Source organism: Bacillus sp. BB081 (genome assembly GCF_008368895.1).
Lineage (GTDB): Bacteria > Bacillota > Bacilli > Bacillales > Bacillaceae_G > Bacillus_A > Bacillus_A wiedmannii.
Genome location: NZ_QOZX01000019.1, coordinates 50,776 through 66,165, shown reverse-complemented (window position 1 = coordinate 66,165; position 15,390 = coordinate 50,776). Strand labels below are relative to the sequence as shown.

At 36.3% G+C, this 15,390-nt stretch carries 16 protein-coding genes, 3 riboswitches and 1 other annotated feature; of the genes, 2 read left to right on the top strand and 14 right to left on the bottom strand.

Going from position 1 to position 15,390, the window contains the following annotated elements; genetic code table 11:
* Positions 1–70: 70 nt before the first annotated feature.
* A riboswitch (SAM riboswitch) is annotated at positions 71–176 on the bottom strand.
* 120 nt (positions 177–296) lie between these two features.
* Positions 297–815 (bottom strand): ribonuclease FAU-1 family protein, encoded by a 519-nt coding sequence (locus tag DN394_RS11365; RefSeq protein ID WP_149293794.1) that lies wholly within the window; start codon positions 813–815, stop codon positions 297–299.
* A gap of 66 nt (positions 816–881) precedes the next feature.
* A complete protein-coding gene (gltP, locus tag DN394_RS11360) occupies positions 882–2,156 on the bottom strand; it encodes a glutamate/aspartate:proton symporter GltP (protein ID WP_000821144.1) in 1,275 nt (424 codons plus the stop codon).
* 493 nt (positions 2,157–2,649) lie between these two features.
* Between gltP and DN394_RS11355 the strand changes: the two genes are divergently transcribed.
* Entirely contained in the window at positions 2,650–3,921 is a 1,272-nt protein-coding gene (locus DN394_RS11355; RefSeq protein ID WP_046955248.1) for a murein hydrolase activator EnvC family protein, read from the top strand.
* Positions 3,922–4,023: 102 nt separating this feature from the next.
* Complete coding sequence (locus DN394_RS28940) at positions 4,024–4,185, top strand: hypothetical protein (protein WP_001096004.1); 162 nt, start codon at positions 4,024–4,026, stop codon at positions 4,183–4,185.
* Positions 4,186–4,215: 30 nt separating this feature from the next.
* Here the strand turns inward: DN394_RS28940 and DN394_RS11350 are convergent, their stop codons facing one another.
* From DN394_RS11350 to DN394_RS11295, 12 genes are all read right to left on the bottom strand, one after another.
* Positions 4,216–5,571: a sodium-dependent transporter gene (locus DN394_RS11350; RefSeq protein WP_046958187.1), complete on the bottom strand. Its 1,356-nt coding sequence runs from the start codon at positions 5,569–5,571 to the stop codon at positions 4,216–4,218.
* Between the two features lie 111 nt (positions 5,572–5,682).
* Positions 5,683–5,930, bottom strand: a binding site (T-box leader).
* A 61-nt stretch (positions 5,931–5,991) separates the two neighbouring features.
* Entirely contained in the window at positions 5,992–6,609 is a 618-nt protein-coding gene (locus DN394_RS11345; RefSeq protein WP_149293793.1) for an NAD(P)-binding protein, read from the bottom strand.
* Positions 6,584–7,339 carry a sirohydrochlorin chelatase gene (locus DN394_RS11340; RefSeq protein ID WP_097917504.1) on the bottom strand — a complete coding sequence of 252 codons (756 nt, stop codon included), beginning with the start codon at positions 7,337–7,339 and terminating at the stop codon, positions 6,584–6,586. Before DN394_RS11340 ends, DN394_RS11345 begins: the two co-directional genes overlap by 26 nt.
* Position 7,340: 1 nt before the next feature.
* Positions 7,341–8,117, bottom strand: a complete 777-nt coding sequence (cobA, locus tag DN394_RS11335; RefSeq protein WP_000521292.1) for a uroporphyrinogen-III C-methyltransferase — start codon at positions 8,115–8,117, stop codon at positions 7,341–7,343.
* Between the two features lie 85 nt (positions 8,118–8,202).
* Complete coding sequence (locus DN394_RS11330; RefSeq protein ID WP_000366913.1) at positions 8,203–8,403, bottom strand: DUF3906 family protein; 201 nt, start codon at positions 8,401–8,403, stop codon at positions 8,203–8,205.
* Between the two features lie 10 nt (positions 8,404–8,413).
* Complete coding sequence (locus DN394_RS11325; protein ID WP_097993836.1) at positions 8,414–10,036, bottom strand: nitrite/sulfite reductase; 1,623 nt, start codon at positions 10,034–10,036, stop codon at positions 8,414–8,416.
* Positions 10,037–10,181: 145 nt separating this feature from the next.
* Positions 10,182–10,793 (bottom strand): adenylyl-sulfate kinase, encoded by a 612-nt coding sequence (gene cysC, locus DN394_RS11320; protein WP_000380518.1) that lies wholly within the window; start codon positions 10,791–10,793, stop codon positions 10,182–10,184.
* Between the two features lie 12 nt (positions 10,794–10,805).
* Positions 10,806–11,942 (bottom strand): sulfate adenylyltransferase, encoded by a 1,137-nt coding sequence (gene sat / locus DN394_RS11315; protein WP_046955252.1) that lies wholly within the window; start codon positions 11,940–11,942, stop codon positions 10,806–10,808.
* 38 nt (positions 11,943–11,980) lie between these two features.
* Positions 11,981–12,685 (bottom strand): phosphoadenylyl-sulfate reductase, encoded by a 705-nt coding sequence (locus DN394_RS11310; RefSeq protein WP_098210500.1) that lies wholly within the window; start codon positions 12,683–12,685, stop codon positions 11,981–11,983.
* A gap of 86 nt (positions 12,686–12,771) precedes the next feature.
* Positions 12,772–12,915: a YezD family protein gene (locus tag DN394_RS11305; RefSeq protein WP_000116163.1), complete on the bottom strand. Its 144-nt coding sequence runs from the start codon at positions 12,913–12,915 to the stop codon at positions 12,772–12,774.
* 72 nt (positions 12,916–12,987) lie between these two features.
* Positions 12,988–13,096: riboswitch (SAM riboswitch) on the bottom strand.
* 116 nt (positions 13,097–13,212) lie between these two features.
* The gene (gene lysA, locus DN394_RS11300) at positions 13,213–14,529 is read right to left on the bottom strand and encodes a diaminopimelate decarboxylase (RefSeq protein ID WP_000280662.1); all 1,317 of its coding nucleotides are present in this window, start codon (positions 14,527–14,529) and stop codon (positions 13,213–13,215) included.
* A 180-nt stretch (positions 14,530–14,709) separates the two neighbouring features.
* A riboswitch (Lysine riboswitch) is annotated at positions 14,710–14,891 on the bottom strand.
* An 89-nt stretch (positions 14,892–14,980) separates the two neighbouring features.
* The gene (locus tag DN394_RS11295) at positions 14,981–15,376 is read right to left on the bottom strand and encodes a DUF3888 domain-containing protein (protein ID WP_046958193.1); all 396 of its coding nucleotides are present in this window, start codon (positions 15,374–15,376) and stop codon (positions 14,981–14,983) included.
* Between the last annotated feature and the right edge of the window lie 14 nt (positions 15,377–15,390).

Here is a 15,390-nt window from a genome sequence, read left to right as displayed (position 1 = left end):
CCTTTTTCTAATGAATAACAAAAGACCTCTTCCAATGAGAAGAGGTCTTATACATCTATAAGGAACGCTCTTCTCATCTTTCAAGCACATGCTTGCTGGATTTGGCACAGCACTCTGAAATCGAGTCCGCTGCCGAGGCATCGTAGGGCCAGTCCCTCCGCCTCTCTTTATAAGAAGGTTTCATATTTATTTTTTAATAATAATTTCTTCCCTAACTTTACTCGCTTACAAAACAAAAGTCAATTATTTTTTGTATAGATTTTTTTGGTAATTATACAAAAATTTGAATACAACAATCATTTTAACTTTTTGATTTCTTCTTCCAATATTGAAATCCAATAAAATTCGCTATTTTTTATTGCATCTATTATCCATTTCGTAGTGTACCAAGCTAACTCATACTCTTCTTTTGTAACATCGCCACTTTTATAAGCATCCTCTAGCTCATCTTCATCCAATATATACATCTTACCGTTCGGTAATAACACTACATCTAAATATAAATCATCAAAATACGGTAAACCACGTTCATCTATTTCATATTCTTTCGCCACATCGATATAATATTGCACTAATTTTTTCTGATCATCTAACATAGCTGTAATCGCAAAGTTTTTCCCGTCTATGAAATATTGAATCCACGTATATTGATTCCCTGCGATATAAAGTTCTTTACCATCATATTCTTTACAACTAGGTTCTCTTACCTTTTTTATTTCTAATATTCCTAGCATTCCTTCTTCCACTTGCTTAACCGTATAATCCTTCTCTATTAGTCGCTTCCACGAAGAACCGTCACCATATTTACGTTTCATTACGTCCGCTCCCCTTCTATATAGAAAAGCCCCCACATATTATGTGAGAGCTTGTTCAAATTATAATTAAGCTGCTTGACCTTTTTCAGAAATCTCTTTCAAATAAGCTTGTCCTTTTTCAGCGTCATATTGACCTTCCCACTTAGACATAACTACAGCTGCTAAAGAGTTACCTACAACGTTAACTGCTGTACGAGCCATATCTAAAATACGGTCAATACCAGCGATGAAGGCTAAACCTTCAGCTGGAATACCTACTGTACCAAGTGTCGCTAATAATACAACGAATGATACGCCCGGTACACCCGCAATACCTTTTGATGTAACCATTAATACTAGTAATAATGTAATTTGTTGTGTAATGGATAAATCAATACCGTACATTTGCGCTAAGAAAATAGCTGCAATTGCTTGATATAAAGTTGATCCATCTAAGTTAAATGAATAACCTGTCGGAATAACGAAAGATGTAATTGCCTTCGGACAACCGAACTTCTCCATTTTCTCCATGATTTTCGGTAAAACTGTTTCTGAACTTGCTGTAGAGTATGCTAAGATCAGTTCGTCTTTTAAAATCTTAAAGAATTGGAAAATGTTAATTCCAAATATTTTCGCTGTAAGTCCTAGTATGACTACAACGAAGAAAATCATCGCACCATATACAACTATGACTAATTTCCCTAATGGAATTAATGAAGATAAACCGAACGTCGAAACTGTTACACCAATTAATGCGAATACACCAAACGGTGCAAATTTCATAACTTGGTTAGTCACGTAAAACATCGCATCTGCTACACCTTGGAAAAATTGAAGAACCGGTCTTCCTCTTTCACCAATCGCCGCAACTCCTAAACCAAATAGTACAGAGAAGAAGATAATCGCAAGCATATCGCCCTCAACCAATGATTTCATAATATTCGTTGGAACGATATTCACAAATGTATCTGCAAACGAATGACTTTGTACTTGAGCTGTTGTTTCTGCATATTTAGAAATATCAGTCTTTGTTAATTGATCCATATTCACGCCTTTTCCTGGTTGGAAAATATTCGCTACCAGTAGACCAACAACAATTGCAATTGTTGTAATAATTTCAAAATAAAGAATTGTTTTCCCGCCTAATCGGCCTAGTTTTTTAACATCGCCAACACCAGCAACTCCAACAACAATACTTGCTACAACAATCGGCACAACGATCATTTTAATTAATCGGATAAAAATATCACCAATTGGTTTTAGGTACCCTACAACTGTGCTATCGCCATAAAAAATTGCCCCCACCGCGATACCTAGGGCAAGTCCAATTAAAATTTGCCATGCAAGTCCTATTCTTTTCATATTTGTTGTAACCCCCTCTTTGATGTGTCACTCTACCTCTCATTCTATATCTATAAAACTTGAAATTAAGAGTATTACATATTATTCGACAATTCACTACATTTTGTCCCTGTTAAAAATCATAAATCAAAAAATTAAATCTGACAACAAAATAACTTTTCCTGAACACAAATAATTTTCTTGACAAAAATAAAACCCATGTCAGAAAACCTAACATGAGAACGATTCCTCACTAGTATTTTAGTGGGTTTTCAACTTGAATTTCAATATATAAAATCACGATTGTTTCCCTTTATTTTACAGATAAAATCTAGAATACAACTTTGTTGCACAAACTAAAAAAATAAAATTACCATTACAACTACTGTTGAAAAATGATAAATTCCGACAAAACTTAGCAACTTTATAAAATTTTCTTTACATTATGGTTACAACGATAGACACTCTTCTTCTTATGATATATAACATTCATAGGGAAAGGAGCCAGACAACCATGAAAAAGAAATTTGCAGCGTTTAGTGTTTTAGCAGCAGGAACACTTTTTGTTTCTCCGTTACTTTCACCCGTATACGCTGAAACGAATCAAGATAAATTATCTAATATTCAATCTGAATTAGAAGGAAAACAAAATGACTTACAAAATAAATCAGCTGAGAAAGAACAAATAGAAAAAGAAATTCAAGAATTACAAAAGAAAATTGATGACTTAACTACTTCTATTAATAAAAACGAAGCTGAATTAAACGATACAAAAAAAGAAATTAGTAAAACACAACAAATAATTACTGAAAAAAAGAAACATATAGAGCAATTACAAACAAACATAGATACGCGTCAGGAAGTTATTAAACAACGTTTACAATCTATGCAAGAAAAACCTCGTACAAACATCATTACAGAGGTATTAACAAATTCTACAAACATTGCTGATCTTGTTGATAATATGTACTCTGTAAGTTTAATTTTAAACAATGATACAGATATTGTGAAAAAACAAACAACTGACCAAAATGCTGTGGCGAAAGAAAAAGAGGCTGTTGAGAAAAAAGAACAACAACTGAAAGAATCCGAGCAAAAATTAGAACAAAAACAGCAAGAATTACAAAATAACCAACAACAGCAGCAAACCTTTATTAGCGATCTACATACGAAAGTAGCAAAAGTAGATTCAGAGATTGAAGGATTAGAAGAATCTAAAGGCATTTTAGAAAATCAGCGTCAAGCTGTTCAAAAAGCAATTGAAGAAGAAAAACGTGCCGAAGAGGCTCGTCAAGCTGAAGAAGCTCGCAAGGCGGAAGAAGCTCGTAAACAAGCTACTACATCTGCTCAAACAGCTCAAGCAGCTCCAACACCACACGATACAAATATTGGTGGGTTTATTAAGCCAGCAGCTGGATCAAAAACTTCTGGGTTTGGCGTGCGCTCTATAGATAACCATAAAGGAATCGATATCGCAGCCTCAGGAACCGTTCCAATTATTGCCGCTGCTGATGGTGTTGTTATTCGCTCAGAATTATCATCTAGTTACGGAAACGTTGTGTACTTATCTCACCGTATAAACGGAAAAACATATACGACAGTATATGCTCATATGAGTAGCCGTTCTGTATCAAATGGACAAACTGTAAAACAAGGCACTCAACTTGGATTCATGGGAAATACTGGACAATCATACGGGCAGCATTTACACTTCGAACTTCACCTTGGAGAATGGAATGTCGGTAAGACAAACGCAGTGGATCCATCTCCTTATATCGGATTATAGAAAAAAACTCGGTGCACACCGAGTTTTTTCTTTACTTTTCACACAATATAGGCATTCCACATAGACTACAACTAAATGCCTATATTTTACGAGGTGAATCATATGAATACACAATTACAACAGAAAATAGAAGAAGCTAGAGAAACTTACATTGGCCGGTTATTTACATTTGGCGGCTCAGCATTATTTTTAATCGGATCATTCATTGCAGTCGTCACAGCCTATAAAGCGTATAATCGTTTAGTGAATACACCTACAACATAATAAAAAGACGGAGAAATCTCCGTCTTTTTATTATGCAAACATTTTAAATACGCCTATCGCATTTAAAAATACAATAATTACCGTTACTGGAATAACATAACGAAGCAAGAAGAACCAAATATTAAATAATGTTTTCCCTTTCGTTTCCGTAACTTCTAATTCTTTCATTAACATTTCTTTACTCATTTTATTTGGTACGAATAGCGAAATGGCTAGTACTCCGAGCGGCAGTAATACATTACTTACCGAAAAATCAACGAAATCAAAAAATGTCTTACCAAATATTTTCACATCACTCATAATTCCAAACGATAATGCTGACGGGATTCCAACTGCAAAAATAAGAATACCAATTAATAATGATGCTGACGGACGCTTTTTCTCATTATCTTTCGCAACAGATGCTACTACAATTTCAAGCATGGAAATCGCAGATGTTAAAGTTGCAAAGAAAAATAAAACTAAAAACATAATGAAGAAAAATTGTCCAAATGGTATTTTCGCAAATACTGCTGGAAGGACGATAAACAGTAGTCCTGGTCCTTCAGTCGGCTTAACGCCTAATGCGAAAATCGCCGGGAAAATTGCTAATCCTGCAAGTACTGTAATAAAAACAGTTAAACTTACAATAGATGTTGCTGATTTAGCTAAATGTTCTTCTTTCTTCAAGTACGAACTATACGTGACCATTACTGAGGCACCTACTGTTAGTGAGAAGAACGATTGTCCCATCGCGTATAAAATCGTATCTGCTGTCAGCTTTGAAAAATCTGGTTTTAAGAAGAACTCTACCCCAGCAAAAGCACCATCGAGTGTTAACGCACGAATAATGATTGCAATAAACAAAATAAATAATAGCGGCATCATATACTTACTTGCCTTTTCTATTCCCTTCTCTACACCTTTACTTACTACAAAAATAGTACAAAGCATAAAGATAAATTGCGCTCCAATCGCACTTACTGGATTTGAAATCGTTTCACCAAATAATTTTCCATAATCAACAACACCATTCCAAAAGCTTCCTGTAACACTATAGTATAAGTACAATAAAATCCATCCACCTACAACACTATAAAAAGAGAGTACACTAAAACAAGTTACAACTCCCATACGACCAATCCAAGGATATAATTTACTATTTGGTACTAGTACTTTATAAGCTGTAACTGCCTCTTTTTGGGTGCTACGTCCAATGACAAATTCCGCTATTAGAAGAGGCATACCTATAAATAAAGTTAATAGTAAAAATACAAGGAAGAATGCGCCTCCCCCACCATTACCTGCAACATACGGAAATTTCCATATGGCACCAAGACCTACTGCGGCTCCGGCTGCTGCGAGTACAAAGCCTATTTTCGACGTCCATTGCTGTGTTTCTTTCATCATAAATTCTCCTTTTCTGAATATTTAAACTTTTGTTAATTATACACTTTCATTTCATACTCGCACACCTCCTTTAGAAAATAAAAAAGTCCCCTACACGCAAATATGCATGTAGAGGACGATATATGTAATGTAAATACCGTGGTACCACCTCAATTGGATTGATAAATCCCACTTGTTCAAGTACAGGAAAATTCCGATACTCTATCCTTTTAACGGCGGAACCCGGGTTGCCTACTACAATGTTCAACATACCTCTCGCAAGCCCATTCTGTATATTTTATCGTACCGGGCTCACACCTTCCCCCAGCTCTCTGAACGTATCAAATATACATACTCTTCTTGCTCATCGATTTCATTTATTGAAGTTACTTGTGATTATAAATTATATTTTTATAGTTGTAAAGTACAATTTATTCATTATCCTATATGAACTCTTCTCTCTAATTCTTGTAAAAACAATTCTCTTTTTTGTTCATTTTGAACATATATCGACTTTAATACTTCTTGCAACAATATATTTCTCTCTCTTTTCTCTATTTGTAATTCTTTCACTTTTATTCTAACTTCGTATAAAAAATCAAGATACGATCCATACGCCTCATCATATTTATTTGCGATATCATCACGAATTTTTTTTGCCAGTTTCGGACTTGCTCCTCCAGTAGAAACAGCCACATTCAATAATCCACGATGAATCGCCGCCGGAAAATGAACATTGCCACTTTCCGGGTTCGTAATAACATTTACTAATTGATTCTCTGTGCTATCTTCAGCAATTTGTTCATTTAATAAGGCATCACTACTCGCTGCAACAACTAAAAAAGCACCTTGAATATCACTTTTTTCATAATCCCTTTGATACCAACGAATTTGCTTTTCTTCCACTAGTTTCACTAAATTCGCATCCAATTCAGGACTTATCACAACTATATCCGCACCTTGTTTTAGTAAAGGAATAATTTTGAATCCCGCGACTTTTCCTCCACCAATGACAACAACACGTTTCTTCTCAACTCGCACTGTAAGTGGATACATATTGATCTCCCTTCAATAATTTCTTCGTTTTCTGAATTAACATATATTGAAATGCTTCATTCTTTCCTAAATACGGACTTATTTTTATCTCATCCAACTCATATTGGCGCACTTCTTTTTCAATATGTTTCATAAGTAAACCTGTAAATAATAAGTAAGGCAGTACAACGATATTCTTTTCTTTTCGTTCAACAACTTCCTTTAACTTCTCCTCAAATTTCGGCTCGGCAGCCGCTAAATAACAAACCTCTACTTTTTTAATTTTCTCTTCATGTTGAAATAAAGAAGCAATCCAGTTTATATCTCTTAATACTTCAGGATCACTACTCCCTCTTGCAACGAGAAGTAGCGTCACTTCATTCTTATCTTCCTGTTCAATGCCACTTCCGCTATACACCGATTTCACAAGTGTTTCTGATACACCAAACGGGTTATCGTAGGTCACTTTAACATTCGAAAATTGATTATTTAACTTTTCCAATTCAAACGGTATATCTTTTTTCACATGACCTGCCGCTAATAAAAAAACTGGAATAACAATAATCTCTGTAGCACCACGCTTCACACATGTACGGAACCCTTCATCAATCGTTGGACTCGCTAACTCTAAAAAACAAACTTCTTGAATACTTGCCTCTACACGGTTCATGCATGACGTAATAAATGCAACCGCTTCTTCTTTAGCTGCTTTCAAACGACTTCCATGGCATATATATAAGATGGCTTTCATTTTATAACACTCCACTTACTTGATAGGTACTTTCTGTCTGTTTCTCAAACCAATGAATTTTTTCTCTAAAACGGACCACTTCTCCAATTACAATCATGCTCGGATTTTGAATTTGTTCTTTTTTTGCAACATCCACAATTGTTCCTAACGTCCCAACAACTGTGCGCTGCATTGATGTCGTTCCCCGTTCAATAATAGCAGCAGGTGTACTTTTGTCTTTTCCATGCTTCATCAGTTGTTCACTTATGTAGGGTAAATTGCTAACCCCCATATATACAGCTAAAGTCTCTACACCTTTCGCTAAATTTTCCCACTTCACTTCTTCTTCAGCACCTTCTTTCCTATGCCCTGTCACAATAGCAAAACTTGCACTTGCATCACGATGTGTCACTGGAATGCCAGCATAAGCAGGAGCAGCTATTCCAGCTGAAATACCAGGAACGATTTCAAATGGTACACCTTGCTTTGCTAACGCTTCAGCTTCTTCTCCTCCTCTACCAAATACAAATGGATCGCCGCCCTTAAGTCTCGTTACAACTTTTCCCTTTTTCGCATATTTAATAAGAAACGTGTTAATCGTCTCTTGCTTCATCGTGTGATAATTTGGTAGTTTTCCGCAATAAATTAAATCTGCTTCAGGCTTTGCGTATGAAAGTAACTCTTTATTCACGAGACGGTCGTATAAAATAACGTCTGCCTTCTCAATACATTTCAACCCTTTCACAGTAATTAACTCTGGATCACCAGGACCTGCACCAACGATATAAACCTTCCCCATCATCTCTCCTCATTTCTACTATTAAAGTGAAACTTCCATCCTTATATACGAATGGAAGTTTTCATTATTTCGTATTACCTTTTCCCTACTCATGAATAACAAATGCTGCACCTTTTCGAATCTTCTTTTTTTCAAATAGGGAAATCTCCTTTACTTCTGGTAACGGTAAAAAATGCTTTTCAAGCTCTATCTCCGCGAGCTTAAATGCCTGTTCTTCACTTTGAGCAACAACAACAATCGGAACAATACTATTTACTAACACAGCTTCAAATCGATATAAATCCATATTGTCCCTCCTAAGACGCTATTACTTCTTCTAACACAGTATTTAACGCTATTTGTAATGTCTCTATACCAACACGGCCGACAAAATCATAAAACGTTTCAGCTGGTAATTTATTCTCTTTGAAATAGCCTATAAATGATGCAAGTACATCAGGTAGATCCTCGCCATCTATTTTCCCTTTTAACTTTTGGTTATAAGCACCACCATCTAACAGCGTTCCCCCTACATATATTTCAAATGCTTCAACAATTCCTTTTTCCTTCGTTTTCATTTTCACCCCTTGTAATCCAATGTCAGCAATTTGACGTTGACCACATGAATTCGGGCACCCTACCATATGAATACGAACCGGAACATCGAGTGCAATTTGTGTATCTAAGTATTCGGCAATTTTTCGCAATCTTTCTTTCGTTTCTACTAAAGCAAGATTGCAATATTCAATACCGGTGCAGGAAACTGCATGACCAATAAACGATTTTGGACTTGCTGATATGGCTTCAAACAACGGCTCATTTAGTAAACCCGTCACATTTTCTGGCGGAACATTCGGAATAATGAAGTTTTGCGAATTACATGTACGAATCTGTCCATTTCCATACTGCTTAGCAATTCTTGCAATCTCAAACATTTCTTCTGCATGTAGACGTCCTACCGGCACATTAAAACCTACATATTTTAGTCCATCTTGTTTTTGATCTTGAACACCATAAAAGTATCCCGCATTCCATCCTTTGAGAGCACTTTCTCCTTTACTTTGCAATGGTCCTATATACTCTATTAGTTTTTCTTTAAATTTCTCTGCTCCCCATTCTGCAACTAGAAATTTCAAACGGGCTAAATGACGTTTTTCGCGGTATCCAAAATCACGGAATATCGTAGCAATCGCAATTGCTACCCCCTTCACTTCTTCTGGTAAAACGAATACATCTAATTCATCAGCTAAATATGGACGAGCTGATAATCCACCGCCTACTTTTATATGAAAACCAACTTTTTTCTCACCATCTATTTCTTTCGTAGCAGGTGTAAATGCAACACAGTTAATCTCTGCGTTTGCTGAATTATAAATGTTAGAACTAATAGACATTTTAAATTTACGCGGTAAGTTAGAAAACTCTTCATTATGTTGGAAATAATCATATACCTCTTTCACAATACCCGTTGTATCAAACAGTTCATTTGCATCAATACCAGCAAGTGGATTCCCTGTAATATTACGCGTTATATCACCACACGCCCCCGCTGAAGATAACCCAACTCTTGCTAATCTTTTAAAAATATCTGGAATTTGATGAATTTCTAACCAATGAAACTGAATCGCCTGTCTTGTCGTAATATCTATTACGTCACGCCCATAATCCTCAGCGATAGAAGCAAGCACTTCTGCCTGTGCATTCGTAATAATCCCTGAAGGAATATTTACACGCATCATAAAATATCCAGCTTCTTTCGGTCTTTGTAAATATAACCCTGCCCATTTGAATGCGTCCCACTCTTCTTTCGGAATAGATTCGAAGCCATTTTCTGCATAGTAAGGAATATCATTAAAGATTTCCAATCCATCTTTTTTTAATTTATTTTTCTCAGTCTGATTTAATTTTTCATTGTTAGCCCATACTTTTTCATAACTCATTTTTTAATCCCCCTATATAAAGTGAAGCTTTAATCAGTGGGAAGTGTCCATACCCACTGATTATTAGTTGAACCAATCGGGCATTAACGGGCAGTTCATCTCCCACCTAACTTCTTTGCCCTAGCCAAATTTTGAGATGGGAGTTCTACTTCCCGGCAAATAGCGGGGTAAAACTACGCTCTTGTAAGTACTTCACGATTTGTTCTGCACATTCTTCAATAGAATACTTGTGCGTTTCTACAATTAACTCTGCTTTCTCTGGCTCCTCATACGGTGAATCAACACCAGTAAACTCTTTAATATCACCCTGTCTTGCCTTTTTGTATAACCCTTTTGGATCACGTTTTTCACACTCTTCAATTGGACATTTTACAAACACTTCTATAAACTCATCTGCTGCTAATAGATCTCTAACTTGTTTTCGGTCTACTCGAAACGGTGAAATAAACGCTGTAAGAACAACAGTACCTTGATCTACAAATAGCTTCGCCACTTCACCAATCCGTCTTATGTTTTCCATACGATCACTTTCAGAAAAACCTAAGTCTTTATTTAAACCGTGGCGTACATTATCTCCATCTAGTACATAGTTTCCAATATTCTTTTCAAATAGTTTACGAGCAACCGCGTTCGCCACCGTAGATTTACCTGAAGCTGATAGACCAGTAAACCAAACTACAAAACTATGATGCCCATTTCTTACTCTTCTCTCATCTTTTGAAACAGATGCTGTATGCCAAGTAATATTCGTATCCATGTCATTCTCTCCCTATTCTGTTACTACTTCTTTTTTCAAACCTTTAATTAGCACTTCCACTACTTCTTTACGACTAAATGTACTCGGCGGAACCTCACCGTTTCTTAATAGTTCTCTTACTTTCGTACCTGATAAAATGACATGATCCTCTTTTCCGTGTGGGCATGTTTTCGTCGAAGCCATCGCTTCACATTTCGTGCAGTAAAAACTATGTTCAAAAAATAACGGTGTAATCCCTAACTCTTCCACTGTAAAGTTTGTAAAAATTTCTTGTGCTTCATAAGTCCCGTAATAATCTCCTACTCCTGCATGATCGCGCCCTACAATAAAGTGGGTGCATCCAAAATTCTTTCTGACTAATGCATGGAATATCGCTTCCCTCGGTCCTGCGTAACGCATTGCTGCAGGAAATACACCTAAAAAGACACGATCTTTCGGATAATAGTTTTGAAGTAATACTTCATAGCTTTCCATCCTTACATCAGCAGGAATATCGTCCGACTTCGTTTCCCCAACGAGTGGATTTAAAAAGAGACCATCTACAATTTCAAGGGCAGATTTTTGAATGTATTCATGGGCACGATGTACCGGATTTCTCGTTTGAAATCCAACCACTGTTTTCCAACCACGCTTTTTAAATTCTTCTCTCGTTTCAATTGGATCTAAATGATAAGAAGGAAACGGATTATTTTCAAAGCGTTTTGTAAGAATAATGGCTCCCCCGACATAAACGTTCGGTCGTTCATATAATTTTTTCACTCCTGGATGAGCCTCATCCGTCGTTTTATACACAAGTAACGCTTCTTTTTCCTTGTCAGGTACAAAAATATCTTCTATTTGAATGACACCATATACATTTTCAGCATTAACAAGTTTTACTTCCTCTCCAGCTTTCAAACTCTCTGCTACTTCTTCTGTTACTGGTAATGTAATCGGTATACTCCATACGCTCCCGTTTGCTAAGCGAAGCGTTTCTACGACCGAATCATAATCTTTCTTTCCTAAAAAACCAGTAAGTGGGCTATATGCCCCTGTCGCTAATAGCTCTAAATCACTTAACGCAATGTTGTCTAGTTCAATTTCTTTTTCGATTTGTGATACGTCGTATGTCTCGTCTATACGATTTATTAATTCGTTTCTTGTACTCATTTTCTATTTCCTCTCTTAGCTTTATTTTCAAATTCATCTTATTGGTAATGAAGACCACATTCTGTTTTCACTTTCCCAGACCACCTACCATCTCTCGAATTGCCACCCTCACCTACAGGTAACGTACATTTCTCACACCCAATACTTGGATATCCAACATCATGCAGCGGGTTATACGGCAAGCTATGTTTGTATACATATCGCCACACTTCTTTCCACGTCCAATGAATAAGTGGACAAACTTTAATAGATTGAAAGCGATGATCTTGATTTATAAACTTTGTATGCTTACGCGTTTCTGATTGTTCCCTCCTTAAGCCCGATATCCACGCTTTTTCTGCTGCTAATGATTTTTCTAACGGTAAAATTTTTCTAATTTTACAACAAAGGTTCGGATTACTTTCCCATAATTTCTCACCATGCAACTTCGCTTGTTCATCAAGCGTAAGTTCCGGCTGTTTTTCTATAATATTTAATGAAGGAAATCGTTTCCGCACTTTTTGAATTAATTCATACGTTTCTTGAAAATGAACATTCGTATCTAAAAATACAACTTTAGCAGATGGATTTACTTGGTTTATAAGATGCAGCAATACCATCCCTTCCACTCCGAAGCTACATGCGTATACAATTTCACTTTTATATTCTTTATAAGCCCAACTTAATACTGATAGCGCGCCTTTCGTTTCATCTTCTTCTGAAAATGAAACATTATTTTCTTCCCACGTTTCATACGTCAACATGTTCTTTCCCCCTGTAAAAGCAAAAAGACGGTTTTAACCTAATATAATAGGTTAAAACCGCCTCTAGTTTTTCTAGTCAGCGCTTTTTACTTTAAACGTACCTTTTCACTTTTCTCTAATTGAATGACTTTCCCATCTTGCACAACAATTGTAATTGAACCATATTTCATATCAGCAAGCATCGCTTGAATTTTCTCAGATACTTCCTCAAAATGTTCCCGTACACTCACGCGAACAGCCCCCCTTTTTATTCATAAAAAAAATCTTTCCCATTTCGAAAAGACTGTTCGGTAATATATTTTACCTTATCTTTCAAAATGGATTCCATTTTGCTGGATTTAGCACCTTGCTTTCTATAAGCAGGTTGCCGAGCTTCTTCGGGCCAGTTCCCTCCGCTTCTCTTGATAAGCTTTGTATTTGTATTTTATCACAATTCTGATTTTTTTCAATCCTAGTTTTCCGATATATTTTAATTATTTTATTTTATAAAAAAGGAATTGCCCATCCGAACAACTCCTTTTCTCTATTTAAACAAGTTCTTTAATACGTATGCGATCGTTCCCAATAATATTTTCATATGTTTCGCGTTCTACAACAATTTGTGATGTGCCGCCTTTCGCGAAGACGACAGCTGGTCTACGAATCCGATTATAATTATTCGCCATCGAGTACCCGTATGCCCCTGTACAAGAAATTGCTAGTAAATCGGCAGAAGCAACTTTCGGTAGAGTAATATCCCAAATTAACATATCTCCACTCTCACAGCACTTCCCAGCAATCGAAACAAGTTCCTCATTCTCATCATTCCCTCGATTCGCTAACATCGCTTCATAACGAGCGTTATATAAAGCAGGTCTTAAATTATCAGTCATCCCACCATCCACTGATACATATTTCCGAATACCAGGAATGTCTTTCACAGATCCGACTGTATAAATTGTTGTTCCAGCATCCCCTACAATACTACGGCCTGGTTCAACCCATATTTCTGGCAGGGGATAATTACATACTGTAAATTGTTCCCTCACAGCACTTGTTACAGCTCGCACATATGTCTCAAGAGTTAATGGTGTATCTGACTCTGTGTAGCGTATTCCGAATCCTCCGCCTACATTTAGCACTTTTACTACATAGTTTGTTCGCTCTCTCACTTGTTCTAAAAATTGACGAAGAACTTCAATCGCTCGCACAAAGCCGGCCGTTTCAAATATTTGTGATCCGATATGTGAATGAATTCCTAACACATTATAATTTGATTTTTGTAAAGCAATCTCAATCACTTGCATCGCTTGACCATTTGACACGCCAAATCCAAATTTCGAATCATCTTGGCCTGTTGTAATATATTCATGTGTGTGCGCCTCTACTCCGGGCGTTACACGAATTAATATGTTCACAAATTTCCCATGTTGCACTGCTAAATCATGCAAAATTTCTAATTCCAAGAAATTATCTACGACAAAACAACCAATATTCGCCTGAAGAGCCATCACAATTTCTTCTTCTGTTTTATTATTGCCGTGAAAATGAATGCGTGATGCCGGAAATCCTGCTTGCAGCGCAGTATATAATTCTCCTCCAGAAACAACATCTAATGACATATTCTCTTCACGAGCCACTCGGCACATCTCCATGCACAAGAACGCCTTGCTTGCATATGCTACTTGATAAGAGAAACCACTTTCTTTAAACGCACGATGAAACGCGCGACACTTTCCTCGAATTGACTCTTCATCGTATACATAAAGTGGTGTTCCGTATTGTTTTGCTAGCTGCGTCGTATCGCACCCTCCAATTTCTAAGTGTCCTTGCCCATTGATTCGGCTTGTGCCGTGTAAATACATTTGAATTCCTCCCTTATTTCCTCTAAAACTCATAACCCCAATCTTCTATTCATTGCAGCACGCTTTTAGATAGACAAAAAACGCGCGGAACAATGTTCACACGCGTTTCTTATTAGGAAAAATATATATTGAAAAAATAAACGAGTTGTTATCTCCTCAAAATAAGAAACCGCATCAACATCTCCAAATAGCTCTCCATAAAATAAATATTATGACAGTACTACATTTATTCAATGCAGTCCCAATATATGAATAAGATGGTTATTCGTATATTTCGGCAATAGTCCCTTTCAACCTATGATCACAGATTCCATTAAATCTCCCATAGCTTACTCTTTCCTATCGCGGCCTCTACCTTTGAGAGTAGATGAGGTAAGTCTATTTAATTTTCAAACATCTAATTGTTGCTATTAACAATACCAAAGGACCATTTTATTTGTCAAACAATTTTTTATATTGTTTTTTTACAGTTTAATTTCGTATCACTTGGTAAGCGCTTTACTGAAATCTTTGACACTTCCCATTCCCCTTCTTCATTATTAAATGTAATCGTTACCTTCTCAAATGGTGGAGCAATTTTCCCAGCAACTCGTTCATACTTCGTTACTTCAATACTTGCTTGAAATAAATATGTACCGCTATACACTTTTTTTAAACTAATAATTTTAGGACATTGATAAGGCTTCAAGCTCCCATATTGTTTTTCAATTGCTTTATTTATTTTCGGAAATAAAACAGAATAAAGGGCATCTTCCATAAGAGGTGCATCATATTGGGCTACCGACACACTCGGTGAAGCAAAAAGTATAACACTACTGCATACTATAAAATATAATAATTTTCGCATTATAACCTCCGTAT

Bases quoted from the DNA above. Each gene is read 5' to 3' on its own strand.
- DN394_RS11365 (WP_149293794.1), bottom strand. From the start codon at position 815: ATGAAACGTAAATATGGTGACGGTTCTTCGTGGAAGCGACTAATAGAG.
- gltP (WP_000821144.1), bottom strand. From the start codon at position 2,156: ATGAAAAGAATAGGACTTGCATGGCAAATTTTAATTGGACTTGCCCTA.
- DN394_RS11355 (WP_046955248.1), top strand. From the start codon at position 2,650: ATGAAAAAGAAATTTGCAGCGTTTAGTGTTTTAGCAGCAGGAACACTT.
- DN394_RS28940 (WP_001096004.1), top strand. From the start codon at position 4,024: ATGAATACACAATTACAACAGAAAATAGAAGAAGCTAGAGAAACTTAC.
- DN394_RS11350 (WP_046958187.1), bottom strand. From the start codon at position 5,571: ATGAAAGAAACACAGCAATGGACGTCGAAAATAGGCTTTGTACTCGCA.
- DN394_RS11345 (WP_149293793.1), bottom strand. From the start codon at position 6,609: ATGTATCCACTTACAGTGCGAGTTGAGAAGAAACGTGTTGTTGTCATT.
- DN394_RS11340 (WP_097917504.1), bottom strand. From the start codon at position 7,339: ATGAAAGCCATCTTATATATATGCCATGGAAGTCGTTTGAAAGCAGCT.
- cobA (WP_000521292.1), bottom strand. From the start codon at position 8,117: ATGGGGAAGGTTTATATCGTTGGTGCAGGTCCTGGTGATCCAGAGTTA.
- DN394_RS11330 (WP_000366913.1), bottom strand. From the start codon at position 8,403: ATGGATTTATATCGATTTGAAGCTGTGTTAGTAAATAGTATTGTTCCG.
- DN394_RS11325 (WP_097993836.1), bottom strand. From the start codon at position 10,036: ATGAGTTATGAAAAAGTATGGGCTAACAATGAAAAATTAAATCAGACT.
- cysC (WP_000380518.1), bottom strand. From the start codon at position 10,793: ATGGATACGAATATTACTTGGCATACAGCATCTGTTTCAAAAGATGAG.
- sat (WP_046955252.1), bottom strand. From the start codon at position 11,942: ATGAGTACAAGAAACGAATTAATAAATCGTATAGACGAGACATACGAC.
- DN394_RS11310 (WP_098210500.1), bottom strand. From the start codon at position 12,685: ATGTTGACGTATGAAACGTGGGAAGAAAATAATGTTTCATTTTCAGAA.
- lysA (WP_000280662.1), bottom strand. From the start codon at position 14,529: ATGTATTTACACGGCACAAGCCGAATCAATGGGCAAGGACACTTAGAA.
- DN394_RS11295 (WP_046958193.1), bottom strand. From the start codon at position 15,376: ATGCGAAAATTATTATATTTTATAGTATGCAGTAGTGTTATACTTTTT.